This window comes from Niallia sp. FSL W8-1348, from assembly GCF_038006745.1.
Taxonomy (GTDB): Bacteria; Bacillota; Bacilli; order Bacillales; family Cytobacillaceae; genus Niallia; species Niallia alba.
Map to the genome: position 1 here is coordinate 2,355,141 of NZ_JBBOVV010000001.1, position 23,692 is coordinate 2,378,832.

20 protein-coding genes and 4 tRNA genes are annotated in these 23,692 nt (G+C 34.9%); 23 read left to right on the top strand and 1 reads right to left on the bottom strand.

The genetic code is table 11. The features are described from left to right. Positions 1-114: 114 nt before the first annotated feature. The 8 genes from spoIIIJ to NST60_RS11345 all read left to right on the top strand — a co-directional run bounded on the left by spoIIIJ (position 115) and on the right by NST60_RS11345 (position 9,401). Positions 115-849 (top strand): YidC family membrane integrase SpoIIIJ, encoded by a 735-nt coding sequence (spoIIIJ, locus tag NST60_RS11310; RefSeq protein WP_445304409.1) that lies wholly within the window; start codon positions 115-117, stop codon positions 847-849. Then, the gene (gene jag, locus NST60_RS11315) at positions 846-1,472 is read left to right on the top strand and encodes an RNA-binding cell elongation regulator Jag/EloR (RefSeq protein ID WP_341098786.1); all 627 of its coding nucleotides are present in this window, start codon (positions 846-848) and stop codon (positions 1,470-1,472) included. The genes spoIIIJ and jag overlap by 4 nt, the downstream gene beginning before the upstream one ends. Before the next feature lie 429 nt (positions 1,473-1,901). Continuing rightward, positions 1,902-3,287: a tRNA uridine-5-carboxymethylaminomethyl(34) synthesis GTPase MnmE gene (mnmE, locus tag NST60_RS11320; RefSeq protein WP_341098787.1), complete on the top strand. Its 1,386-nt coding sequence runs from the start codon at positions 1,902-1,904 to the stop codon at positions 3,285-3,287. An 81-nt stretch (positions 3,288-3,368) separates the two neighbouring features. Beyond that, positions 3,369-5,249, top strand: coding sequence for a tRNA uridine-5-carboxymethylaminomethyl(34) synthesis enzyme MnmG (gene mnmG, locus NST60_RS11325; RefSeq protein ID WP_341099831.1), 1,881 nt, complete (start codon positions 3,369-3,371; stop codon positions 5,247-5,249). Positions 5,250-5,273: 24 nt separating this feature from the next. Then, positions 5,274-5,993, top strand: coding sequence for a 16S rRNA (guanine(527)-N(7))-methyltransferase RsmG (gene rsmG, locus NST60_RS11330; protein ID WP_341098788.1), 720 nt, complete (start codon positions 5,274-5,276; stop codon positions 5,991-5,993). Between the two features lie 358 nt (positions 5,994-6,351). After that, positions 6,352-7,242: a nucleoid occlusion protein gene (noc, locus tag NST60_RS11335; protein ID WP_341098789.1), complete on the top strand. Its 891-nt coding sequence runs from the start codon at positions 6,352-6,354 to the stop codon at positions 7,240-7,242. A gap of 547 nt (positions 7,243-7,789) precedes the next feature. Next, positions 7,790-8,551 (top strand): ParA family protein, encoded by a 762-nt coding sequence (locus NST60_RS11340; RefSeq protein WP_016201479.1) that lies wholly within the window; start codon positions 7,790-7,792, stop codon positions 8,549-8,551. Then, a complete protein-coding gene (locus NST60_RS11345; protein ID WP_341098790.1) occupies positions 8,544-9,401 on the top strand; it encodes a ParB/RepB/Spo0J family partition protein in 858 nt (285 codons plus the stop codon). The genes NST60_RS11340 and NST60_RS11345 overlap by 8 nt, the downstream gene beginning before the upstream one ends. Before the next feature lie 79 nt (positions 9,402-9,480). On the opposite strand, the gene yyaC is transcribed toward NST60_RS11345, so the two are convergent. After that, complete coding sequence (gene yyaC, locus NST60_RS11350; RefSeq protein WP_341098791.1) at positions 9,481-10,098, bottom strand: spore protease YyaC; 618 nt, start codon at positions 10,096-10,098, stop codon at positions 9,481-9,483. A 465-nt stretch (positions 10,099-10,563) separates the two neighbouring features. On the opposite strand from yyaC, the gene NST60_RS11355 reads away from it, so the two are divergent. The 15 genes from NST60_RS11355 (at position 10,564) to NST60_RS11425 (ending at position 23,030) form a co-directional block, all read left to right on the top strand. Continuing rightward, complete coding sequence (locus NST60_RS11355) at positions 10,564-11,415, top strand: mechanosensitive ion channel family protein (RefSeq protein WP_341098792.1); 852 nt, start codon at positions 10,564-10,566, stop codon at positions 11,413-11,415. Positions 11,416-11,433: 18 nt separating this feature from the next. Further along, on the top strand, positions 11,434-11,634 hold the full coding sequence (locus NST60_RS11360; protein ID WP_016201483.1) for a DUF951 domain-containing protein: 201 nt from the start codon (positions 11,434-11,436) through the stop codon (positions 11,632-11,634). A gap of 658 nt (positions 11,635-12,292) precedes the next feature. After that, positions 12,293-13,393 carry a redox-regulated ATPase YchF gene (ychF, locus tag NST60_RS11365; protein ID WP_341098793.1) on the top strand — a complete coding sequence of 367 codons (1,101 nt, stop codon included), beginning with the start codon at positions 12,293-12,295 and terminating at the stop codon, positions 13,391-13,393. A gap of 269 nt (positions 13,394-13,662) precedes the next feature. Next, positions 13,663-14,814 carry a glycosyltransferase family 4 protein gene (locus NST60_RS11370; protein ID WP_341098794.1) on the top strand — a complete coding sequence of 384 codons (1,152 nt, stop codon included), beginning with the start codon at positions 13,663-13,665 and terminating at the stop codon, positions 14,812-14,814. A 176-nt stretch (positions 14,815-14,990) separates the two neighbouring features. Next, positions 14,991-15,281: a 30S ribosomal protein S6 gene (rpsF, locus tag NST60_RS11375; protein ID WP_016201486.1), complete on the top strand. Its 291-nt coding sequence runs from the start codon at positions 14,991-14,993 to the stop codon at positions 15,279-15,281. A gap of 53 nt (positions 15,282-15,334) precedes the next feature. Next, positions 15,335-15,853 carry a single-stranded DNA-binding protein gene (gene ssb / locus NST60_RS11380; protein ID WP_016201487.1) on the top strand — a complete coding sequence of 173 codons (519 nt, stop codon included), beginning with the start codon at positions 15,335-15,337 and terminating at the stop codon, positions 15,851-15,853. Positions 15,854-15,894: 41 nt separating this feature from the next. After that, positions 15,895-16,131, top strand: a complete 237-nt coding sequence (gene rpsR, locus NST60_RS11385; protein ID WP_016201488.1) for a 30S ribosomal protein S18 — start codon at positions 15,895-15,897, stop codon at positions 16,129-16,131. Between the two features lie 502 nt (positions 16,132-16,633). Then, the gene (locus NST60_RS11390; RefSeq protein WP_101729005.1) at positions 16,634-18,607 is read left to right on the top strand and encodes a DHH family phosphoesterase; all 1,974 of its coding nucleotides are present in this window, start codon (positions 16,634-16,636) and stop codon (positions 18,605-18,607) included. After that, positions 18,604-19,053: a 50S ribosomal protein L9 gene (gene rplI / locus NST60_RS11395; protein ID WP_101729004.1), complete on the top strand. Its 450-nt coding sequence runs from the start codon at positions 18,604-18,606 to the stop codon at positions 19,051-19,053. The genes NST60_RS11390 and rplI overlap by 4 nt, the downstream gene beginning before the upstream one ends. Before the next feature lie 246 nt (positions 19,054-19,299). After that, positions 19,300-20,664, top strand: a complete 1,365-nt coding sequence (dnaB, locus tag NST60_RS11400) for a replicative DNA helicase (protein WP_016201491.1) — start codon at positions 19,300-19,302, stop codon at positions 20,662-20,664. A 252-nt stretch (positions 20,665-20,916) separates the two neighbouring features. Then, positions 20,917-22,209 carry an adenylosuccinate synthase gene (locus NST60_RS11405; protein WP_016201492.1) on the top strand — a complete coding sequence of 431 codons (1,293 nt, stop codon included), beginning with the start codon at positions 20,917-20,919 and terminating at the stop codon, positions 22,207-22,209. Between the two features lie 347 nt (positions 22,210-22,556). After that, positions 22,557-22,632, top strand: a tRNA-Lys gene (locus tag NST60_RS11410). A gap of 17 nt (positions 22,633-22,649) precedes the next feature. After that, positions 22,650-22,721: transfer RNA gene (locus NST60_RS11415), tRNA-Glu, on the top strand. A 35-nt stretch (positions 22,722-22,756) separates the two neighbouring features. Further along, positions 22,757-22,833, top strand: a tRNA-Asp gene (locus tag NST60_RS11420). Positions 22,834-22,957: 124 nt separating this feature from the next. Continuing rightward, positions 22,958-23,030: transfer RNA gene (locus NST60_RS11425), tRNA-Phe, on the top strand. Positions 23,031-23,692: the final 662 nt, after the last annotated feature.

The window sequence follows — 23,692 nt, forward strand, 5'->3', positions numbered from 1 at the left end:
ACTATTCGTTTATCGGTTACAATACTTATAAAGTAATATTCGAAAATCATGTTATACAGGAGGATTTGCAGCTTGAATAAGAAATTTTTATTGATAGTTGGTCTGCTTTTTTTAATGACCATTTTAACAGGATGTACAGAGTTTAATCAACCAATAACTTCTGAAAGTGAAGGGTTCTGGAATGAGTATATCGTATATCCACTATCTCAACTGATTATTAAAACAGCAGCATTTGCTGGCGGAAGTTATGGTATCTCCATTATTATCGTAACGATTTTAGTTCGACTTGTTATTTTACCACTTATGATTAAGCAAACGAGAAACAGTAAGGCAATGCAGGCAATTCAACCACAGATGAAAGAACTGCAGCAAAAATACAGCTCTAAAGATCAAAAGACACAGCAAAAGCTTCAAGAAGAAACAATGAAGTTGTTCCAAGAAAATAAAGTTAATCCTTTGTCTGGATGTTTCCCTCTAATCGTTCAAATGCCTATTCTGATTGGATTCTATCATGCTATTTCTCGTACGAGAGAAATTGCTTCTCATGATTTCTTATGGTTCAGTTTAGGACAACCGGATCCAATCTATCTATTGCCGATTGTAGCTGGTGTAACAACATTTATTCAAACAAAATTATCAATGGCTGGTGCTCCGCCAAATCCACAAATGCAAATGATGGTTTGGATTATGCCGGTTATGATTTTAGTATTTGCTATTAATTTCCCTGCTGCATTATCTCTTTACTGGGTAGTAGGTAATATTTTTACCATTGTCCAAACTTATTTTATTAAAGGTCCTGAAATTAAAAATGTTGGCCAAACTAGCAAAGCAGGAGGAGCGAAGAAGTGAAGGAAGTTACTGCCGTAGGACAAACAGTCGACGCAGCAGTGGAGTCAGCTTTAGCTCAGCTTAAGACAACAAAGAATCAAGTTGAAATCATTGTTGTTGATGAAGGAAAAAAAGGATTTTTTGGTTTTGGTTCCAGATCTGCGAAAGTAACAGTAAAGAAAAAAGTAGATCCAGTTGAATCTGTTAAAATTTTTCTCCAAGATGTTAGTGAAAAAATGGGTGTCTCTATAGATATTCAAGTTAAACAAAGTGGAAGAAATATATTGTATGAATTATCTGGCGAAAAAATTGCTTTGTTAATCGGAAAAAGAGGGCAAACACTTAATTCTATTCAATATTTAGCACAATTAGTAATTAATAGAGAATCAAAAGAGTATTTTAAAGTAATGTTAGATGCTGAAGGATACCGTGACCGTAGAAAACAGGCGTTAATTCAGTTAGCAGAAAGAATAGCCTATAAAGCGGTTAAGATTGGAAAAGAAATACCGCTTGAACCGATGCCGGCAGATGAAAGAAAAACGATTCATACTGCCTTGGTTTCTTTTAAAGGGGTAAAAACCTATTCTTCCGGTGAAGATGCGAAAAGACATATTATTATCGCGCCATTAAAGGTAAAAAGATAGAACATAGAGATCGTCTCTGATAAAGAGATGGTCTCTTTTTTTTGTTTATATGGATCCATATAAACATTTTTTAGAAATATTATCTTTAGATAATATTTCTAATGGAGAGTAATTAATGAGTGAAAACAATCAAAATTTTATTCATTCATTGGAGTAAGGAGAGAGGTGATAGAACAGAATGGGAGAAACACATGCAAATAGTTGGAGTATAAGTTATTAGCTTTTGTAATTTTATTTTTCGTTTTATTGTTATTCACATGTGGATAAGATAGAATGGTATATAACGATAAAAGAGAATGTGGATAAGTGTGCGGATTTTTTTCTTTTTTTACATTTGTGGATATGTTAATCTAATCTATTGTAATCATGTCAAAGGTGAATACAAACTTTTAATATAGATATTATTTTTTGAATTGAGGTGAAAATAAGATGGAATTAGATACAATTGCTGCGATATCGACACCAATGGGAGAGGGAGCGATCGCAATTGTTCGAATGAGTGGTCCAGAAGCAATAAAAATTGCAGACAAGCTCTTTAAAAGTATAGGCAATAAAAAGTTAAGTGAGGTAGCAAGTCATACGATACATTATGGACATATTATCGATCCAACAACAGATGAGGTTGTGGAAGAAGTAATGGTATCGTTGATGAGGGGACCAAAAACTTTTACAAAAGAGGATGTAATTGAAATTAACTGTCATGGTGGACTCGCCTCTGTAAATCGATTATTGCAATTAACTACTTCCCATGGGGCAAGAATTGCAGAACCTGGCGAATTTACTAAAAGGGCTTTTTTAAATGGGCGCATTGATCTGTCACAAGCAGAAGCGGTAATGGATTTAATCAGAGCAAAAACAGATCGTGCGATGAATGTAGCACTTGGACAAATGGAAGGAAGACTATCAAAATTAATCCGACATTTGCGCCAAGAAATCTTAGAAACATTAGCCCAGGTAGAGGTTAATATTGATTATCCAGAATATGATGATGTGGAAGAGATGACGCAACAAGTAATGCTTGAGAAATCAAGATATATCAAAAAGGAGATTGAAAAACTTCTCCAGACATCACAGCAAGGCAAGATCCTTCGAGAAGGACTAGCGACCGTTATTGTAGGGAGACCAAATGTAGGGAAATCTTCTTTATTAAATAGTTTAGTGCAAGAAAATAAAGCAATTGTAACAGACATCCCAGGTACTACAAGAGATGTCATTGAAGAATACGTGAATGTACGCGGAGTTCCTCTACGTTTGCTTGATACAGCAGGGATTCGAGAAACGGAAGATATTGTAGAGCGAATAGGGGTAGAAAAATCGCGAAAAGTGTTACGAGAAGCAGATTTAATTTTACTTGTTTTAAATTATGCGGATGAATTGACGGAAGAAGATAAGAATATTTTTAAAGCGACAGAAGGCATGGACTTTATTGTTATCGTCAATAAAACAGATTTATCGCAAAAAATTGATTTAGAAAAAGTAAAAGAGCTTGCAGGTAATCGCAAAATCATTACGACTTCTTTAGTAGAAGAAAACGGTGTAGATCAATTAGAAGAGGCCATATCTAGTCTATTTTTTGAAGGTTCCATTGAAGCAAGTGATATGACATATGTTTCTAATTCAAGACATATTTCCTTATTGAACCAAGCATTAAGCGCAATAAGTGATGCAATTGAAGGAGCCGATAATGGAACACCAATTGATATTGTGCAAATTGATTTAACAAGAACGTGGGAAATACTTGGTGAAATTATTGGTGACAGCGTACACGAAAGCTTAATTAATCAGTTGTTCTCTCAGTTCTGTTTAGGAAAATAAACAAATTAGGATTATTGAATGGTAAACAGTAGCCTCGAAAAACAAGATAAAAGAAAGATTTAGAAAGAAGGAGGCATCATGATGCAGTACGAAGCTGGGAATTATGATGTGATTGTCATTGGTGCAGGTCATGCAGGTTGCGAAGCTGGACTTGCAGCAGCAAGATTAGGTGCCAAAACATTAATGTTAACAATAAATTTAGACATGGTTGCTTTTATGCCATGTAATCCTTCTGTCGGAGGACCGGCAAAAGGGATCGTCGTTAGAGAAATTGACGCACTTGGCGGCGAAATGGGTAAAAATATCGATAAAACATATATACAAATGAGAATGTTGAATACAGGAAAAGGTCCTGCAGTACGTGCACTAAGAGCTCAGGCAGATAAATACATGTATCAACATGAAATGAAGAAGACATTAGAAAATGAACCAAATCTAACATTAATTCAAGGAATGGTAGAAGAATTAATCGTAGAGGATCAAGTTGTAAAAGGAGTTATTACGAAAACAGGTGCTACGTATCGTGCAAAAACGATTGTTGTAACTACTGGTACGTATCTTCGTGGGGAAATTATTTTAGGCGAGCTTAAATATTCAAGTGGTCCCAATAATCAACAGCCATCTATTCGATTATCTGAGCATCTACAAGAACTAGGTTTTGATTTGGTACGATTTAAAACGGGAACTCCTCCGCGTGTAAACAGTCATTCTATTGACTACTCCAAGACAGAAATACAGCCTGGAGATGATGTCCCAAGAGCCTTTTCTTATGAAACAACAAAATTTATTACGGAGCAGCTTCCTTGTTGGTTAACCTATACGAATGAAAACACACATCAAATAATTGATGCGAATTTACACCGTTCTCCAATGTATTCTGGAATGATTAAAGGTACTGGACCTCGCTATTGTCCATCTATCGAAGATAAAGTGGTTCGATTCAATGATAAACCGAGACATCAAATTTTCTTAGAGCCAGAGGGCAAAAATACACAAGAAGTATATGTACAAGGACTGTCCACAAGCTTACCTGAGGATGTGCAACAAGAAATTTTAAGAACAATCCCGGGACTTGAAAATGTCCAAATGATGAGAGCTGGATATGCAATTGAGTATGATGCCATTGTACCAACACAATTATGGCCGACACTAGAAACAAAGAAAATTAAAAACCTTTACACTGCTGGGCAAATTAATGGCACCTCAGGTTATGAGGAAGCAGCAGGTCAAGGATTAATGGCTGGTATAAATGCAGGTTTAAATGCATTAGAAAAAGAAGAGGTTATTTTAAGTCGTTCTGATGCCTATATCGGCGTCTTAATCGATGACTTGGTTACAAAAGGCACAAACGAGCCTTATCGCCTTTTAACATCTAGAGCTGAATATCGTCTACTACTTCGTCATGATAATGCAGATTTACGTTTAACGGATATTGGACATAATATTGGTCTTATTTCAGAAGAGCGTTATGTGAAATTTTCTGAGAAAAAGCATTTAATTGAACAAGAAAAGCAACGTTTGAGCGAAGTAATGCTAAAGCCGAATGAGCAAGTTCAAAATGTCATTAAAGAGCAAGGTGGCAGTGAACTAAAAGATGGAATAAGAGCAGGAGATCTATTAAAACGACCTGAAATGAATTATAGCCATATTGAAATGCTTGCACCTAGCAAGGTAGAATTAACGGAAGATATTAAGGAGCAAGTAGAAATTCAAATTAAATATGAAGGTTATATTGAAAAATCATTACAGCAAGTAGAAAGACTTAAGAAAATGGAGAACAAGAAAATTCCTGAGAACATTGATTATGATGCTATCTCTAGTCTTGCAACGGAAGCAGTACAAAAATTAAAAAAAGTTCGTCCATTATCCATTGCACAGGCATCAAGAATATCTGGAGTAAATCCAGCAGATATATCCATTTTATTAGTTTATTTAGAACAAGGAAAAATTGCTCGTGTTTAATCTCTAGGTAGAAAGGGTTCATACATGAATACAGAAGAATTTATTCAAATGCTTGCTGATAAAGGAATTACTTTATCGGATAAGCAAATAAAACAGTTTGAGCTTTACTATGAGATATTGGTAGAGTGGAATGAAAAAATGAATTTAACAGCCATTACAGAAAAATCAGAAGTTTATTTGAAGCATTTTTATGATTCTATTACCGCTGGATTTTATTATAAGGAATTCCAAAGTGCTGCCCATCTATGTGATGTAGGTGCAGGAGCAGGTTTTCCGAGCATCCCTTTAAAAATTGCTTTTCCTGATTTAAAGGTAACGATTGTCGACTCTTTGAATAAAAGAATTCATTTTCTTGAGCATTTAGCATCTGTGTTAGAGTTAAAAGAGGTTAACTTTATTCATGATCGAGCAGAAACATTTGGCCAAAATAAAGAATATCGTGAATCCTTTGATATTGTTACTGCAAGAGCTGTAGCACGGCTCTCTGTTTTAAGTGAACTTTGTCTACCATTAGTAAAGGTTGGAGGTACTTTTGTTGCAATGAAAGCAGCGAGTGCCAAAGAAGAAATAGAGGCTGGAAAAAAGGCTGTAACGGTTTTAGGTGGAAAGGTTAATGCCATGCACTCCTTTTTATTGCCTATTGAAGAAAGTGAAAGAAATATCATCATAATAGCAAAAGAAAAGTCAACACCTAAAAAATATCCTAGAAAACCAGGCACTCCTAATAAGGAGCCTATTGAATAGGGGAAAACAGGGGCAATCTAGAGAGAGTATTTTCTGATATATTATTTTAACAGCTATTTCGTTTCGTTTGAAGATTTTTTCTGCCAGCCCTTTCAGATGTAGTATTCGAATGAAAGGGCTGGCATCCACTAGTTCGATGGAAAGAAAAATAATTAATTTAAAGAAAAAGAGAATGATATAATCATTCATAGAATTAAGACTATATCAAATATCATATCTACTATATAATATACCTATAAATTGTCATATTCTATGAAATTTCGAGAAGTTTCTTTCTATAAGTCAGATTCTTTGCAGGGATTAATGTTTCATATAGAGAATAATTAAATAGGGAGTTTTGTAAAGGTGGTGCAGGGTGATGAAGCCTTCTTTCTCACGATTTTTTGGACTTGGCGAAAAAGGAGATCAAATAGAAGATGCTAGTCAAATAAGTGCAGATGCTGCTCAAGAGGAGATCGAGAATATGGGAAGCAATGAAGAAGTTAGAAGAATCCCAATTAATCAGATTGTTCCTAACCGTTTTCAACCAAGAACGGTATTTGATGATGAAAAAATTGAAGAATTAGCTCGTACAATCCATACACATGGTATCATTCAGCCAATCGTAATAAGAGAATACGAGCAAGATAAATTTGAAATCATTGCTGGAGAACGAAGATGGAGAGCAATGAAAAAACTTGGTTGGGAAGAAGCACCAGCTATTATTAAAAATATGAGCGATACAGAAACTGCGTCTGTTGCACTTATTGAGAATCTCCAAAGAGAAGAGCTTTCTCCAATTGAAGAAGCAATGGCATATGGAAAATTATTAGAGTTGCACAATCTTACCCAAGAGGCACTTGCTCAAAGATTAGGTAAAGGACAGTCAACTGTTGCAAATAAATTAAGACTTCTTAAATTGCCAGACGAAATTCAAGAAGCTTTATTAAATAAAGAGATTTCTGAGCGCCATGCTCGTTCCATGATTCCTTTGAAGGAAAGAGAAAAGCAAATTCAACTACTACAAGAAATTATTGAAAAGAGCTTAAATGTAAAGCAAACAGAAGAACGTGTAGTGAAAATGCTTGAACAAAATAAGGAGAAACCAAAGCCAAAAAGAAAGGCTTTTAGCAAAGATATGCGGATAGCAGTAAATACCATCCGCCAATCACTAAATATGGTTTCTGACAGCGGAATTAATTTAAATGCCGAGGAAGAAGAGTTTGAAGATTTTTATCAATTTACGATTAAAATTCCGAAAAAGAAATAATACTTAATATTTATATATAGCATAATTATTATAGATGTAGGGCTCTGTTAAATCCCATTAGTTAAACAAATTTTTTAGTAGAATTATTATTTAACAGAGCATATTTTTTGTTGTGAGGATAATAGCCGATAATGCTGATTCTCACTTTTTTATTACAATTCTGTTCCTCAAAGGATAACCACAAGGATAAATTATAAACCTCATTGTTGATTAGTATGATTATTTTCTAAACATATCAAGTATAAAAATTCTCCATAAAATGCTTGAAATGATAGGCTTTTTTAACTTCCTTTATACTATATATTCATTATATTTTCCATTAGTAATCTAGATTAAAAGAAAAAATAACGATATTTCGAAGGTTTCGTGATAAAATAATATACGTGATTACAATAGGTAGGGAATTGACCATGTTGTAGTCTATTCATGTTTTTACTAATAAATTGTTTTATAGCTTGCTATAAACGGTTCAATTATTTTATATTAAGTAGCCATCTTGCGTCGATTATATTTCGTAGCTAGTATGGAATTAAAGGTAGGTGACATCATGGGTAAAATTATTACTGTTGCTAACCAAAAAGGTGGAGTTGGAAAAACAACTACATCAGTCAATCTTGGCTCTTGTTTAGCATATATCGGAAAAAGTGTGCTATTAGTAGATATTGATCCACAAGGAAATGCTACTAGTGGTGTAGGTATTGAAAAAGCTGATGTTGATCATTGTATCTATGATGTGTTAGTCGATGATCTTGAAGCAAGTATGGTGATAAAACAGACAAATGTTGAGAATTTGGATGTTATTCCTGCAACGATTCAGTTAGCTGGAGCAGAAATAGAACTTGTTTCTACTATTTCCAGAGAAGTGAGATTGAAAAGGGCATTAGATGAAGTCAAACAAAACTATGACTATGTTTTAATAGATTGTCCACCTTCTTTAGGATTATTAACGATTAACGCATTAACAGCATCAGATGCAGTATTGATACCAGTGCAATGTGAATATTACGCTTTAGAAGGATTAAGTCAATTATTAAATACTGTTCGACTTGTTCAAAAGCATTTAAATCATGACTTAGCAATTGAAGGTGTATTGCTAACAATGCTAGATGCTAGAACAAATTTAGGCCTGCAAGTTATTGAAGAAGTTAAAAAGTATTTCCAAGATAAAGTTTATAAAACAATTATCCCTAGAAATATTCGCTTATCAGAAGCACCGAGTCATGGCGAACCAATTATTATTTATGATCCAAAATCACGTGGTGCCGAAGTTTATTTGGACCTTGCGAAGGAAGTGGTTACTAGTGGCTAAAGGACTTGGAAAAGGATTAGATGCCTTCTTTCCTAAAATGGATGCAGAGAAGGAAGAAAATGTTCAAGAAATAAGCCTAAGTGAATTGCGACCGAATCCTTATCAGCCTAGAAAATTTTTTGATGAGGAAGCAATTGAAGAATTGAAGCTTTCTATCATCGAACATGGCATTCTTCAACCAATCATTGTGCGAAAAAGTATTAAAGGCTATGAAATAGTAGTAGGGGAACGCAGATATCGTGCAGCGAAAGAAGCTAAACTAGAAACAGTTCCAGCAGTTGTTCGCCAATTATCAGAACAGCAGATGATGGAATTAGCAGTACTCGAAAACCTTCAAAGAGAAGATTTATCACCTATTGAAGAAGGGCATGCCTATCAAACCTTAATGAAGAAATTAAAGCTTACACAAGAGGAACTAGCAAAACGTTTAGGGAAAAGTAGACCCCATATTGCTAACCATGTTCGATTATTATCTCTTCCAAAGGCTGTGCAAAACTATATTTCGGACGGTAAAATATCAATGGGACATGGAAGAGCTTTATTAGGATTGAAAAATAAAGATAAGCTTCCAGCGATTGTGGACAAAATTATAAAAGATGGATTAAATGTACGCCAGCTTGAACAATTAATCCAGCACTTAAATGAGAATGTTTCACGTGAAACACAGAAAGAAAAGCCACCTGTGAAAAATGTCTTTCTTAAAGAACAAGAGTCTTTTCTTCGAGAGAGATTTGGAACTACTGTTCATATTAAGCAAAAGAAAAACAAGGGGAAAATCGAAATCGAATTTTTCTCAGAGGAAGATTTATCAAGAATCCTTCAATTGTTTGAATTAGAAAATGAAGATTGAAAAATAGCCTACGAAAGGGAAGTTTACAAAATATTTGTGAACAATACCTTTTTTAGGCTATTTTTTATTAGAAAATATATTAAATTGTTTCTTCTTTCACCTGGTATTCCTGTAATTTCGCGGAATGCATATAGCGAAGACTCGTATGGTAAATACCCTTTGAAATAATTTTTGCCATGTTTAATACAAGGCTTAATCTAGTATTCTGAAGAACTAAAAATTCCATAAATCCACTAATATTAACGATTCCGGTAATATGAATATTCCCTACAGGGGGAAGCTCCTTTTTAACGCCACTTCCTGGTTTTACAGGACCATCTCCAATTTGGATTACTCCAACGCTTTTCATTCTACCTAGGCAGGCATCAATTCCAATAATATAAGGGTTTTGATGTTTTTCATGTATTTCCTTTAATTTATTCTCTAAATTAAGTGCATGAATTGGATCGTCTAATGTTCCATAAACATGAAAAGGAGAGATATTCTTTTCGCTTAACAATGTACCAATAAGCGGACCCAATGAATCTCCCGTAGAACGATCAGTTCCAATACAAATAAAGACAATTGGTTGTGCAGCTGAAACGGATGGTAAATGCTTAGATAATGAATCTGCAATCTTAAATGCTGCTAATTGTTCATCATGAGCTACTCTAATGGGAAGTTCATTCTTTTCAAAAAGGCTGGAATATAAGGTCATTGAATCTACTCCTTCATCATTTAGGATTCGATAAAATCTATAGGAGAAAGCAGTTATTATGTTTCGTTTAGATTCTGTTTAAGCCTATCAACTAAGATGGAAATCTATCGAACCATTAGTTGTTTTTAAGCATAGTTATTGTAGTATTCAGTATATGGAAAAGAGGCAAATTCTATACATGGACATAAAAATAAAGGACAAAAGAGCGATACAAGAAGAGTGTATGTCATTATAATAAGGGCAAAAGTCCTGTGTCTTTTAGGAAACTTACTACTACAAAGCATGTAGAAAAACTGTTAAAATAAACTTACCCAATATAAAGGGTCTTGAAGAGTAAAATAGAAAAATAGTTAGCATTATTTTTCTTTCCTTAAAAATAGGAAAGTACTATTTCTTTTCTTGTTTGTATGAACAGATGAAAAAAAGAAAATAATTTAGTAGAAGTTTAAATTTAGAGGTGCCTAGATGGATGAGAATATAAAAGAAAGTATAGATAATCTCATGAATGAGAATTTGTGGAGTAATCTTGGATTTGGAGCACTAAAGCTTATCCTTATTTTTCTAATTAGTGGCATCATCATTAGAATAGGGAAAGCGGCGGTAAGAAATATATTTAAAGTAAGAACCCACTCCGCATTACGAGTATCGGAAAGAAGAGAAGCAACATTAATTAAACTTTTAGAAAATACGATTACTTATGTGGTGTATTTTATTGCTATTATGATGGTGTTATCTGTTTTTAAGATTGATGTAAAAGCATTGTTAGCTGGGGCGGGAATTGTCGGTCTTGCTGTTGGGTTTGGCGCTCAAAGTCTTGTAAAAGACATTATTACTGGATTCTTTATTATCTTTGAAGATCAATTTTCTGTTGGTGACCAAGTACGCATCGGTACCTATGAGGGCGTTGTAGAAGAAATTGGCTTAAGAACAACAAAAATAAAAGGCTTTACTGGGGAAGTAAATATTATTCCAAACGGAAGCATTATTGAAGTAACTAATTTTTCCATCAATAATAGTAAAGCAATTGTTGATGTGAGTATTGCTTATCAAGGCGATATAAATCGAGCGGAAAAGGTAATACAGGAACTGATTGAAAAATTACCTGAGCAATACGAGGATATTGTTGGTGTTCCAGAATTGTTAGGAGTCCAAAATATTCAAGCGGCAGAAGTAACTATTCGTGTAGTAGCAGAAACATTGCCAATGAAGCATCATGCCATTGCGAGGATATTAAGAAAAGAAATAAAGAATGTTTTAGATGAAAATGGAATAGAAAGTCCTGTCCCAAAATTGGTCATGTATTCACAACCACAATAATATCTTCAAGGAGGCAATATGGAACAGAAAGAATTCGGTCTAAATGATGTAGTAGAGATGAAAAAAGCCCATCCTTGCGGTACAAATCGCTGGAAAATAATTCGGTTAGGAATGGACATTCGGATTAAGTGTGAAGGATGCGAGCACAGTGTCCTCATTCCAAGAAGAGAGTTTTCAAGAAAAATGAAAAAAGTTTTAGTGAAGCATGAACAAGAATAGATGGGAAAAGATTATCGTAGGAAAGAGGCTGGGACAAAACAAAATATATAATAGATAAAGACGAACAATCTCTAATTTAGTAGTGAAACCAACTCGTTCCATTACGCTACAGACACTCTATGCGCCGGGGAGCAACCTAAGCCTCCAGCCTGTGGGGTCTTAGGTTTTGCTCTACTTCCCGCAGGAGTTGAACGTCCTCCGCTCCATTTCACTCCGTTTTTAAAGGTTATTTCGTTCTATCATTTTTTTAAAAGAAAATATAATTAGTAGGAAATACAAAGCAGACGGAATACACGTAGACTCCTGTGGGATTAGCGAGACAGTCTGAGACCCCGGAGGCCGAGGAGGCTCAAGCGTTGTCCACGGAAAGCGAAGTGTATTCCGGCTGCGGGTAATCGCAACAAACTTTACGAAAATAGCCTAAAATGAATAAAACCCCAAACAATTATACGAACTTTTCTTAGCATGTACGTATAATCGTTCGGGGTTATTTGGTTGAAAATACTTATGTCCCAGCTTCTTTTAAGTGGAGGGAGAAGGAAGACTACTTGTCTTTTTCCCTCGTTAAAACTATAATTGTTAGAGGTTTATAATAATAATGAAATTACTTTCTATTTTGTACGATAGAAGAAGAAAGTTTATATAAGGGAGTGGCATAATGGCGTTAACTGCTGGAATAGTGGGTTTACCTAATGTTGGTAAATCTACATTATTTAATGCAATTACACAAGCTGGTGCAGAATCAGCAAACTATCCGTTCTGTACGATTGATCCAAACGTCGGAATAGTAGAAGTACCAGATCAACGTTTAACAAAGTTAACAGAGTTAGTACAACCGAAAAAAACAGTACCTACAACTTTTGAATTTACAGATATTGCCGGAATTGTAAAAGGGGCAAGTAAAGGGGAAGGCCTTGGTAATAAATTCTTATCTCATATTCGTGAAGTAGATGCTATTTGCCAAGTAGTACGTTGTTTTGCAGATGATAATATTACGCATGTATCTGGAAAAGTGGATCCTATTTCTGATATAGAAACAATCAATTTAGAGCTGATTCTGGCTGATTTAGAGTCTGTAGAAAAAAGAATTGGCCGAGTTGGTAAAATGGCGAAGCAAAAAGATAAAGAAGCTGTTGCGGAATTAGAAGTGTTAGAATTATTAAAAGCTGCTTTTGAAGAGGAAAAACCTGCTAGAACAGTAGAATTTACAGATGAACAGGCGAAAATTGCTAAAGGACTGCATCTTTTAACTATTAAACCTGTATTGTACGTAGCAAATGTAGGCGAAGATGAAATCGCCGATGCAGCGAATAATGAATATGTGAAGCTCGTGAAAGCATTTGCTGCAAATGAAAATGCAGAAGTAATTGTCATTTGTGCAAAAATCGAAGAAGAAATTGCAGAGCTTGAAGGGGAAGAAAAGGAAATGTTCCTTCAAGAGCTTGGAATCGAAGAGTCTGGTTTAGATCAGCTAATTCGTGCTGCTTACCATCTTCTTGGACTTGCAACATACTTTACTGCTGGTGTACAAGAAGTACGTGCTTGGACATTTGTACAAGGAATGAAAGCACCACAATGTGCAGGGATTATTCATTCAGATTTCGAAAGAGGCTTCATCCGTGCGGAAACTGTTTCTTATGATGATTTATTAGCAAGTGGAAATATGGTTGCTGCTAAGGAAGCTGGGAAAGTCCGTTTAGAAGGAAAAGAATATGTAGTTAGAGACGGTGACATTATTCATTTCCGTTTCAACGTATAATTCAATAAGTAAGAAAAGATCACTCATAAAAAGATTAATGCAGCTCTTTCTATTTCAATTGAAAAAGAGGCTGGCTAATCTTTTTTGGGTGGTTTTTTTATTTTATAGGGGGAGGTCGGATAGGATGTTTCTAAAGTTCTATCATTTTAAAAAAGGAAGTGGAAAGAAATAAATGTACATTCTTTTTACATTTATTTAAAATTCCCCAAGTATTGCAGTGGTAAAATTAAATTAACTTAAAACAGCATGATAAAAAGGGAGTGAGGTTTTTGAAAATCGCGATTTTTTCAGACACTTATTTTCCTCAAGTGAATGGTGTTGCACAAACATTAAAGAGACTAACTAATCATTTGGAAAAAAAGCAAATATCCTATCAAGTATATTCTCCAGAAAACAAAACTTCTTCTACATATCCTAATATCAACCAATTTCCGAGCCTTCCATTTTTTCTTTATCCGGAGTGTCGAACTGTAATAGCTAATCCTAAGAAAATAGAAAAAAATTTAAACCAGTTTAAACCAGATCTTATTCATCTAGCAACACCATATATGATGGGGTTATATGGGATGTTTGCTGCCAAAAAGTTAGATATCCCTGTTGTATCCTCTTACCATACTAATTTTGATCAATATCTTAAATATTACCATGCCTCCTTGTTAGAGCCATTTTTATGGAAATATTTAAAATGGTTCCACCAATCAACCGAAAAAATATTTGTTCCAAGCAAAGACACACAAAGAAAATTAGAATCGTTACATTTTAGTGACTTAAAGGTTTGGGGGAGGGGAATTGATTCCAAGTTATTTAAGCCTAATACAGAAGCTAAAGAACAAATTAAGAAAAAATATCGAATCAAAGAAAAACATATTTTATTGTATGTAGGCAGATTAGCTCCAGAGAAAGACCTAGACACATTAAATAAGATCATTAATAGGACCTCTAATATAAATAATTCTGTCCATTGGTTAATAGTGGGGGATGGACCAAATAAGGAGGCTTGGAGAGAAAAGGAACAAGAGCAAAAAAACATTACCTTGACCGGTTATATAAAGGGGGAAGAATTGGCAATGATATATGCAGGAGCAGACCTTTTTGTTTTCCCATCTTATACAGAAACCTTCGGCAATGTCGTGTTAGAAGCTATGTCTAGCGGAACGCCAGCAATTGTTGCCAATGCCGGTGGGGTAAAGGATTTTGTCATTAATAAGGTAAATGGAAAAATATGCGAAAAACAAAATGCTGAGAGCTTTGTTCAAGCTATTAGCGAATTATTAGAGGATGAAATGATGCGATTACGGATGGGGATAGAAGCTAGAAACTATGCGTTAACGCAATCATGGGATACTATTTTTGAAGGACTATTAAGTGATTACTATGAAGTGATATATTCTCGTCAAAAGCTAAATGAAAAGTATGCTTAAAAGTAAGTATACTCATATCTTAGATAGTTTACAGGAGTATGCAAAATAAATAAGAATCGACTATTTTTAGTACATTGCTATTTATTATGAAGTATGCTATACTTTTACATTGTGAGTAATGTATAGTTGCTCCTTGCCCAATAACGGGCCGTCTAGACCAAAAGGAGGTGAAAGTGATGAAAAAGTACGAAATTATGTACATCATCCGTCCAAATATTGAAGATGAGGCTAAGAAAGCTCTTGTTGAGCGTTTCAACGCTATCCTTACAGATAATGGAGCGGAATTAGCAGAAGCAAAAGAGTGGGGTAAACGTCGTCTTGCATATGAAATCAATGATTTCCGCGATGGTTACTATCAATTAGTAAAAATTAACGCTGCACCTGTAGCGGTTGAAGAATTCTCTCGTTTAGCTAAGATCAACGAAGATATCATTCGCCACATCGTAGTTAAAGAAGAAGCAAAATAATATATAAATAGTGTTTCACGTGAAACATTTAAAATGGAAGGGAGTTGAAACTGATGATGAATCGGGTAGTTCTTGTTGGCCGTCTAACGAAGGATCCAGATCTACGTTATACACCGAGTGGAGTTGCTGTTGCATCTTTCACACTTGCAGTAAACCGTACGTTTACAAACCAGCAAGGAGAAAGAGAAGCGGACTTTATTAACTGTGTTATTTGGAGAAAACCAGCAGAAAACGTAGCTAATTTCTTGAAAAAAGGAAGTTTAGCAGGTGTTGATGGTCGTATTCAAACTCGTAGCTATGATGGACAAGACGGAAAACGCGTGTATGTAACAGAAGTATTAGCAGAAAGTGTTCAGTTCTTAGAACCTAGAAACAGCTCTGGTAATAATAGAAGTGACAACATGAATTATGGGGCACCAAGAGAACAAGATAATCCTTTTGGAGGATCAAATAATTATCAGAATCAGCGACCTCAAACAAATAGAAACAATCAAGATTATACAAGAGTGGATGAAGATCCATTTGCAAATAGCGGACAAATCGATATTTCAGATGACGATTTACCATTCTAAAAACTAGTTTTGATAATAAAAAGGAGGTTAATCTCATGGCAATGGGTGGACGCAGAGGTGGCCGTGCTAAGCGTCGTAAAGTATGTTACTTTACAGCTAACGGTATCACTAACATCGATTATAAAGATGTAGACTTACTTAAAAAATTCATCTCAGAACGCGGTAAAATTTTACCTCGTCGTGTAACTGGTACAAGCGCTAAATACCAACGTAAATTAACGATTGCTATTAAACGTGCACGTACTATGGCTTTACTACCATACGTAAGTGGAGAATAATTAGCCTATAAAAAACCCTATTAGACTTTTGTTTAATAGGGTTTTTGTATTATATTAAAGGGGAAATAGTCTATATATGTACTATTTCTATATCACTCCCTTATTTGTATCATCTAAGGATTATGTGAAGTTTCTTCTTTTCTATAAACATAAATGTTTTTCTTCCTACTCCTCTTATTTCTTCTAATTAACTTCATTGAAGAAGAGAAGGAATGGTAGTAAAATACTAGTTAAGGGTGTAAACCCCTTCCTCATAAAAACTATTTCGAAAAATGGGTAAAAGGCCAATCAAGTTTTAGAAAGCGAATGTTCTAAGGTTACAGAAGTTTGCGAATAAAAAAATTGAAAATTGAAATGTATTTCATCTCTTATTTTAAGTAACAGATAGGGGGATAGACCTTTTTATATTTTAATTTAGTTTTATGGGGTATAATATTATCAGGTTTAATGAATACATAGTAAGGATTATTTGAAAATCTCACGAGTTTTAGGAGGAGAAAAATTGCCTACTTTTTTAGAGAAAGGGTCCATACGGTATCCATTAATATGCTTAATAGGTATTACCACTATCATGCTTGGAATCCTCTCTTTTTATAACTGGGTATTTTCCTTAATTGGGTTATTCCTTTTTGCAATTCCTTTTTATTTTATTTTACGAATGGATAGTCGTCAAAAAAAGGAAACAGAAGAGTATATAACCACTCTCTCTTACCGCGTTAAAAAAGTGGGGGAAGAGGCATTAATGGAAATGCCAATAGGAATTATGCTTATAAATGATGATTATTATATTGAATGGACAAATCCCTTTTTAGCATCTTGTTTTACAGAGGATACACTTGTAGGAAGATCTTTGTATGATGTTTCTCCATCGATTATTCCTTTAATTAAGCAAGAAGTAGAAACGGAAATCATTACATTGCATGAAAGAAAGTTCCGTGTTATTCATAAAGTGGAAGAGCGCTTATTATACTTTTTTGATGTTACAGAACAAACAGAGATCGAGAAGCTTTATGAAGATGAACGTACTGCCATTGCAATTATCTTTTTAGACAATTATGATGATTTAACACAAGGTATGGATGATCAAGCAAGAAGTAGCATTAATAATAGTGTTACAGCAATTTTAAATAAATGGGCTACAGATAATGGCGTCTTATTAAAACGGATTTCTTCTGATCGGTTCATTGCTATTTTTAATGAACATATTCTACAAAGCTTGGAAAAAGGGAAATTCACCATACTAGACGATGTTCGAGAATTAACTACAAAACAGAATGTTCCTTTAACACTAAGTATTGGAGTTGGAGCTGGTGTTTCCTCTTTACCAGAACTAGGGAATATTGCTCAATCTAGTCTTGATTTAGCCTTAGGAAGAGGCGGAGATCAGGTTGCGATTAAGCAACCGAATGGTAAAGTAAAGTTTTATGGAGGCAAAACTAATCCCGTAGAAAAGCGAACAAGAGTAAGAGCAAGGGTCATTTCCCATGCTTTAAAGGAATTAGTGTTAGAAAGTGATAAAGTTATCATAATGGGGCATAAGAATCCTGATATGGATGCAATTGGTGCAGCAATTGGGATACATAAAGTAGCTCAAATGAATCAAAAGGAAGCATATATAGTAATAAACTTTCAAGAAATAGATACAGCTGTTAGAAGATTGATGGAAGAAATTAAAAGGCAAGAGTCTCTGTTTACAAAGTTTATCACGCCTGATCAAGCTTTAGAAATAGCAACTGGCGATACTTTACTAGTAGTGGTAGACACACATAAGCCTTCTTTAGTGATTGAAGAGCACTTATTAAATAAAATAGAAGATGTAGTAGTAATTGACCATCACCGTCGTGGTGAGGAATTTATTGAAAATCCGCTGCTTGTCTATATGGAACCATATGCTTCTTCAACGGCAGAACTTGTTACAGAATTACTAGAATATCAGCCGAAAAGTGTTAAAATTGAAATGTTGGAAGCAACGGCCCTTTTAGCTGGGATCATTGTTGATACGAAAAGCTTTACTCTTAGAACAGGAGCACGGACATTCGATGCAGCTTCTTATTTGCGAGGACAGGGCGCAGATACAGTACTTGTACAAAAATTCCTAAAAGAAGACATTGAAAACTATGTTAAAAGAGCGAAAATTATCGAAAATGTGCAATTCTATAAAGAAGGAATTGCAATAGCCATAGCGAAGGAAGAAGAAGCTGTCGATGGCGTGTTAATTGCACAGACGGCTGACACTCTATTAACAATGGATGGTATTATTGCCTCCTTTGTAATAGCGCCTAGAGGGGAAACGATGATTGGGATAAGTGCTCGTTCTTTAGGAGAAATTAATGTTCAAATTATTATGGAAAGTCTACATGGTGGTGGCCATTTAACAAATGCAGCTACACAGCTTTCAAATATGCCAATGGAAGAAGTAGAGGCAAGGCTAAAATTAGCAATTGATGAGTATTTTGAAGGGAGAAGAAAAGAATGAAAGTAATTTTTCTAAAAGATGTAAAAGGTAAGGGAAAAAAAGGAGAAGTTAAAAACGTTGCTGATGGTTATGCACATAACTTTCTTTTAAAACAAGGCTTAGCTGTAGAAGCTAATGCTTCAGCGGTTAGCACGTTAAATGCTCAAAAGAAAAAAGAAGAGAAACAAGCAATTGAAGAGCTAAATCAAGCAAAAGAATTAAAAGAAAAGCTAGAAAAAGTAACTGTTGAGCTGCATGCAAAATCTGGTGAGGGCGGCAGATTGTTTGGATCGATTACAAGCAAGCAGATTGCAGATGAATTAAATAAAAAACATCAAATCAAAATTGATAAAAGAAAAATTGAGTTAAATGATGCAATTCGTTCACTAGGAGTTACAAAGGTTCCAGTGAAGCTTCACCATGAAGTGTCAGCAACATTAAATGTACATGTGAAAGAATTAAGCTAATATTGGAAGTTCCATTTAGCGCTAAACATGTTAAAATAGAATAAGCTTAAGAAAATGTGATGCAGGTTTAACTGGTCACATTTTTTGTTTGACTGTTTTTAATAGGAAACTAGAAAAAAGAGAAAAGGCACAGCTGATACGAAAACACCTTTCTTCAAATGGAAGGACTTTTTGCATAGATTGTTGCTTTTTTAACCTAGGCTATGTTATTAATCATATCCTCTCATTTTAAGGAGGTTTTATAGATTGACCGAAATCTTAAATGATCGAATGCCCCCTCAAAATATTGAGGCAGAACAAGCTGTATTAGGGGCTATATTTCTTGAACCACAAAGCTTAACATTAGCTTCTGAAATTCTGATACCAGAAGATTTTTATAGAGGTGCACATCAAAGAATCTATTCGACAATGCTTAAATTAAGTGATGAAGGAAAAGCAGTCGATTTAATTACAGTAACATCCGAATTAGCCACAACTAATAACTTAGAGGATACGGGCGGAGTTAGCTATTTAAGTGAGCTAGCGGCTTCTGTGCCGACCGCTGCCAATATAGAGTACTATGCAAAGATCGTAGAAGAAAAGTCTTTGCTTCGCCGATTGATTCGAACAGCAACAAACATCGCACAGGATGGATATTCACGTGAAGATGAAGTAGAAGCTTTATTAAGTGAAGCAGAAAAGAATATTTTAGAAGTAGCGCAACGGAAAAATGCTGGAGCATTTCATAATATTAAAGATGTTCTTGTTCGGACATATGATAATATTGAAGAAATGCATAATCGCAAAGGCGATATAACCGGGATAGCAACAGGATTTGCTGAACTTGATAAAATGACAGCTGGATTTCAGCGAAATGACTTAATTATTGTTGGAGCAAGACCATCGGTTGGTAAAACAGCCTTTGCCTTAAATATCGCTCAGAATGTTGCTGTAAAAACAGGCGAAAATGTAGCGATTTTTAGTTTGGAGATGGGGGCAGAGCAGCTTGTAATGCGTATGCTTTGCGCAGAAGGGAATATAGATGCCCAGCGTTTACGTACTGGATCATTGACAGACGAGGACTGGGGCAAGCTTACAATGGCAATGGGAAGCTTATCCAATGCTGGTATTTTCATTGATGATACACCAGGGGTAAAGATTACCGATATAAGAGCGAAATGCCGCCGTTTAAAACAGGAACATGGCTTAGGAATGATATTAATTGATTACCTACAGCTAATCTTGGGAAGTGGACGAGCAGGTGAAAATAGACAGCAAGAGGTATCGGAAATTTCTCGTTCTTTAAAACAGCTTGCTCGTGAGCTTCAAGTACCTGTAATTGCCTTGTCACAGCTCTCACGTGGTGTAGAACAAAGACAAGATAAGCGCCCGATGATGTCCGATATCAGGGAATCAGGAAGTATTGAGCAGGATGCAGATATTGTAGCCTTCTTATACCGTGATGACTACTATGATAAGGAATCAGAAAGTAAGAATATTATCGAAATCATTATTGCTAAACAGCGTAACGGTCCAACTGGAACTGTACAGCTAGCCTTTGTAAAGGAATACAATAAATTCGTAAACCTAGAACGGCGTTTTGAAGATGGAGCGATGCCAACTGGAGCATAGCAAAAAAAGATTAGTAGATTTCAAACTACTAATCTTTTTTTATGCTATTTTTAGATGGATAAAAAGCGTTAGTAAAAGTAAATACTACTAATTTAGGTCAAATAATCTATCTAATTTTACGAACATAACATTAATTAAATAAAAAGATTGTTCGTGTTTGATTGACTTTTATGTTAAAAAGTTGGTAAAATAGGAATGTTTGATTAAGGATATAATAAAAAGATATAGAAACCTGTGGAGGTGCTCTAGGATATGTCATCAGTAGTGGTGGTAGGAACGCAATGGGGAGACGAAGGAAAAGGTAAGATTACCGATTTCCTATCTGAAAATGCAGAAGTGATTGCACGTTACCAGGGTGGTAACAATGCAGGTCACACAATTAAGTTTAATGGCGAAACATATAAATTACACTTAATTCCATCTGGGATATTTTATAAAGAAAAAATTAGTGTTGTTGGAAACGGAATGGTTGTTGATCCAAAGGCAATCATTGAAGAATTAAAATACTTACATGATCGTAATGTCAATACAGATAACTTAAGAATTAGTAATCGTGCCCATGTCATTCTTCCATATCATTTAAAATTAGATGAAGTAGAGGAAGAAAGCAAAGGTGCTAATAAAATTGGTACAACGAAAAAAGGAATTGGGCCAGCTTATATGGATAAAGCTGCACGTATTGGTATCCGTATTGCTGATTTATTAGATAGAGAAGTATTTGAAGAAAAACTTGCAAGAAACTTAGTTGAAAAAAATCGTCTATTAGAGCGTATTTATGAAACGGAAGGCTTTAAATTAGAAGATATTTTAAATGAGTATTATGAGTATGGGCAACAAATTAAGAAATATGTTTGTGACACTTCTGTTGTTCTAAATGATGCTTTAGATGAAGGTCGCAGAGTTCTTTTTGAAGGTGCTCAAGGGGTAATGCTTGATATTGACCAAGGTACTTATCCGTTTGTTACTTCTTCTAACCCAGTCGCTGGAGGCGTAACAATTGGTTCTGGTGTAGGTCCAACGAAAATTAAACATGTAGTTGGTGTATCAAAGGCGTATACAACAAGAGTTGGTGACGGTCCTTTCCCAACAGAATTAAATAATGATATTGGACATCAAATTAGAGAAGTTGGTCGTGAATATGGAACAACTACTGGTAGACCACGTCGTGTTGGGTGGTTTGACAGTGTAGTTGTTCGCCATGCTCGTCGTGTTAGCGGTATTACAGATCTTTCTTTAAATTCTATTGATGTTTTAACAGGAATTGAAACATTAAAAATTTGTGTTGCTTATAAATATAAAGGTGAAGTGATGGAGGAGTTCCCAGCAAGCCTTAAAGTACTTGCAGAATGTGAACCAGTATATGAAGAGCTACCAGGCTGGACAGAAGATATTACTGGCTGTAAAACACTAAGTGAGCTTCCTGCTAATGCACGTCATTATTTAGAAAGAGTTGCACAGTTGACAGGTATTCCATTGTCTATTTTCTCTGTAGGTCCAGACCGTACACAAACAAATGTTGTACACAGCCCATGGAGACAAAACTAATCATCATAATAAAGGCCGTTCTTAGAACGGCCTTTAATTAAGCAGATATTTGATTATGTAAGAACCTTGAGATTTTCGTTTGAAAAAGAGGTAACTGGGTATTATTAAATTTTAAATAATTTCGTATGATTTTTAGTTTATTTAAAATCGAGAGCGTAATGGCACGAACTACTTTATAAGAAAAAAGTATGTAAAAATAGTCATTTTAAAAGGAAAAGTAGTTAAAGACAAAATAAAAAATATTTTTTAAAAAACTTTAAAAAAAAGTATTGCTTTTTATTTTGTTAATATGATAATATAAAAAGCGTCGCAAATGACAAAAACAAACGAGACAGCTCATCTTATATGAGCCATTAGCTCAGTCGGTAGAGCATCTGACTTTTAATCAGAGGGTCGGAGGTTCGAATCCTCCATGGCTCACCATTATAGATATCAATCACGGCCCATTGGTCAAGCGGTTAAGACACCGCCCTTTCACGGCGGTAACACGGGTTCGAATCCCGTATGGGTCATAATATCTTAGTAAAGATATTTCATAGTATAAAATGGTCCGGTAGTTCAGTTGGTTAGAATGCCTGCCTGTCACGCAGGAGGTCGCGGGTTCGAGTCCCGTCCGGACCGCCATTTTTTCTTCCTATGCATTTGCATATTTAATATATATTTTTTATCTAATACATATCGAAGACAAGTAAGAAATCCGACTTTTGCTTAAGTAATTAGAGCTAGTAAGCATTTGTCACAATAGTTTGGCTCAGTAGCTCAGTCGGTAGAGCAAAGGACTGAAAATCCTTGTGTCGGCGGTTCGATTCCGTCCTGAGCCACCTTAATTTTTCATCACAACGAAATAATCGTTGTTTTTTTTATGCCCTATTATTTCCCTGTAAATAACCTTCTATAGAATCGCTTCTATTACAAAATTCCACTAAACATGAAAATTAAGCAACAATTTTATTACAATATAATAGCAAATCGTCTTTCCTTGTATATGTATGTTAAAGTAAATGTATATGTCTTCTTCCTTATGAGTTATGTGAATAAGTAGAAATTGAAGAGCCTATTTAACTTTTAAGAAGATAGAGTAAGTAGAGGCCTATTATAGATAAAAAAAGACAAGGTAATCCATTCTTTGCAGAAGGATAGCCTTGCCAAAATTAAGGGAAAATGAAACTCATCTATATAGACGATTGTCTAGCATAAAAGGTTTCAAAAAAATGGCTATCTACCGCTTTATTTTTTTCCTATAATAAAATAAAGGGCTATCCAATAGTTTGCGATAGGAAAGAAGACATATATAGCAGCCTAGTATGCCTCACAGCGGATAGATAATAATTAAAAATAACAATCCTCCCTAAGAGGGTTTATAATCCAGTATGGAAGGAATGATTCAGTGGGCTAATAGAAAAGCTTCACTGTCTTTTTTATTTGGAGCAGTTTTAGATGGGAAGGGGATAATTATGAAAGACTCTGATTTAGACCCGAGACT

What these genes read in the sequence shown, in the direction of transcription:
- rsmG (WP_341098788.1), top strand. Translation starts at nt 5,274, where the DNA reads ATGAATACAGAAGAATTTATTCAAATGCTTGCTGATAAAGGAATTACT.
- NST60_RS11355 (WP_341098792.1), top strand. Translation starts at nt 10,564, where the DNA reads ATGGATGAGAATATAAAAGAAAGTATAGATAATCTCATGAATGAGAAT.
- yyaC (WP_341098791.1), bottom strand. Translation starts at nt 10,098, where the DNA reads ATGACCTTATATTCCAGCCTTTTTGAAAAGAATGAACTTCCCATTAGA.
- NST60_RS11360 (WP_016201483.1), top strand. Translation starts at nt 11,434, where the DNA reads ATGGAACAGAAAGAATTCGGTCTAAATGATGTAGTAGAGATGAAAAAA.
- spoIIIJ (WP_445304409.1), top strand. Translation starts at nt 115, where the DNA reads ATGACCATTTTAACAGGATGTACAGAGTTTAATCAACCAATAACTTCT.
- rplI (WP_101729004.1), top strand. Translation starts at nt 18,604, where the DNA reads ATGAAAGTAATTTTTCTAAAAGATGTAAAAGGTAAGGGAAAAAAAGGA.
- NST60_RS11405 (WP_016201492.1), top strand. Translation starts at nt 20,917, where the DNA reads ATGTCATCAGTAGTGGTGGTAGGAACGCAATGGGGAGACGAAGGAAAA.
- rpsF (WP_016201486.1), top strand. Translation starts at nt 14,991, where the DNA reads ATGAAAAAGTACGAAATTATGTACATCATCCGTCCAAATATTGAAGAT.
- mnmE (WP_341098787.1), top strand. Translation starts at nt 1,902, where the DNA reads ATGGAATTAGATACAATTGCTGCGATATCGACACCAATGGGAGAGGGA.
- NST60_RS11340 (WP_016201479.1), top strand. Translation starts at nt 7,790, where the DNA reads ATGGGTAAAATTATTACTGTTGCTAACCAAAAAGGTGGAGTTGGAAAA.
- ssb (WP_016201487.1), top strand. Translation starts at nt 15,335, where the DNA reads ATGATGAATCGGGTAGTTCTTGTTGGCCGTCTAACGAAGGATCCAGAT.
- mnmG (WP_341099831.1), top strand. Translation starts at nt 3,369, where the DNA reads ATGCAGTACGAAGCTGGGAATTATGATGTGATTGTCATTGGTGCAGGT.
- ychF (WP_341098793.1), top strand. Translation starts at nt 12,293, where the DNA reads ATGGCGTTAACTGCTGGAATAGTGGGTTTACCTAATGTTGGTAAATCT.
- noc (WP_341098789.1), top strand. Translation starts at nt 6,352, where the DNA reads ATGAAGCCTTCTTTCTCACGATTTTTTGGACTTGGCGAAAAAGGAGAT.
- rpsR (WP_016201488.1), top strand. Translation starts at nt 15,895, where the DNA reads ATGGGTGGACGCAGAGGTGGCCGTGCTAAGCGTCGTAAAGTATGTTAC.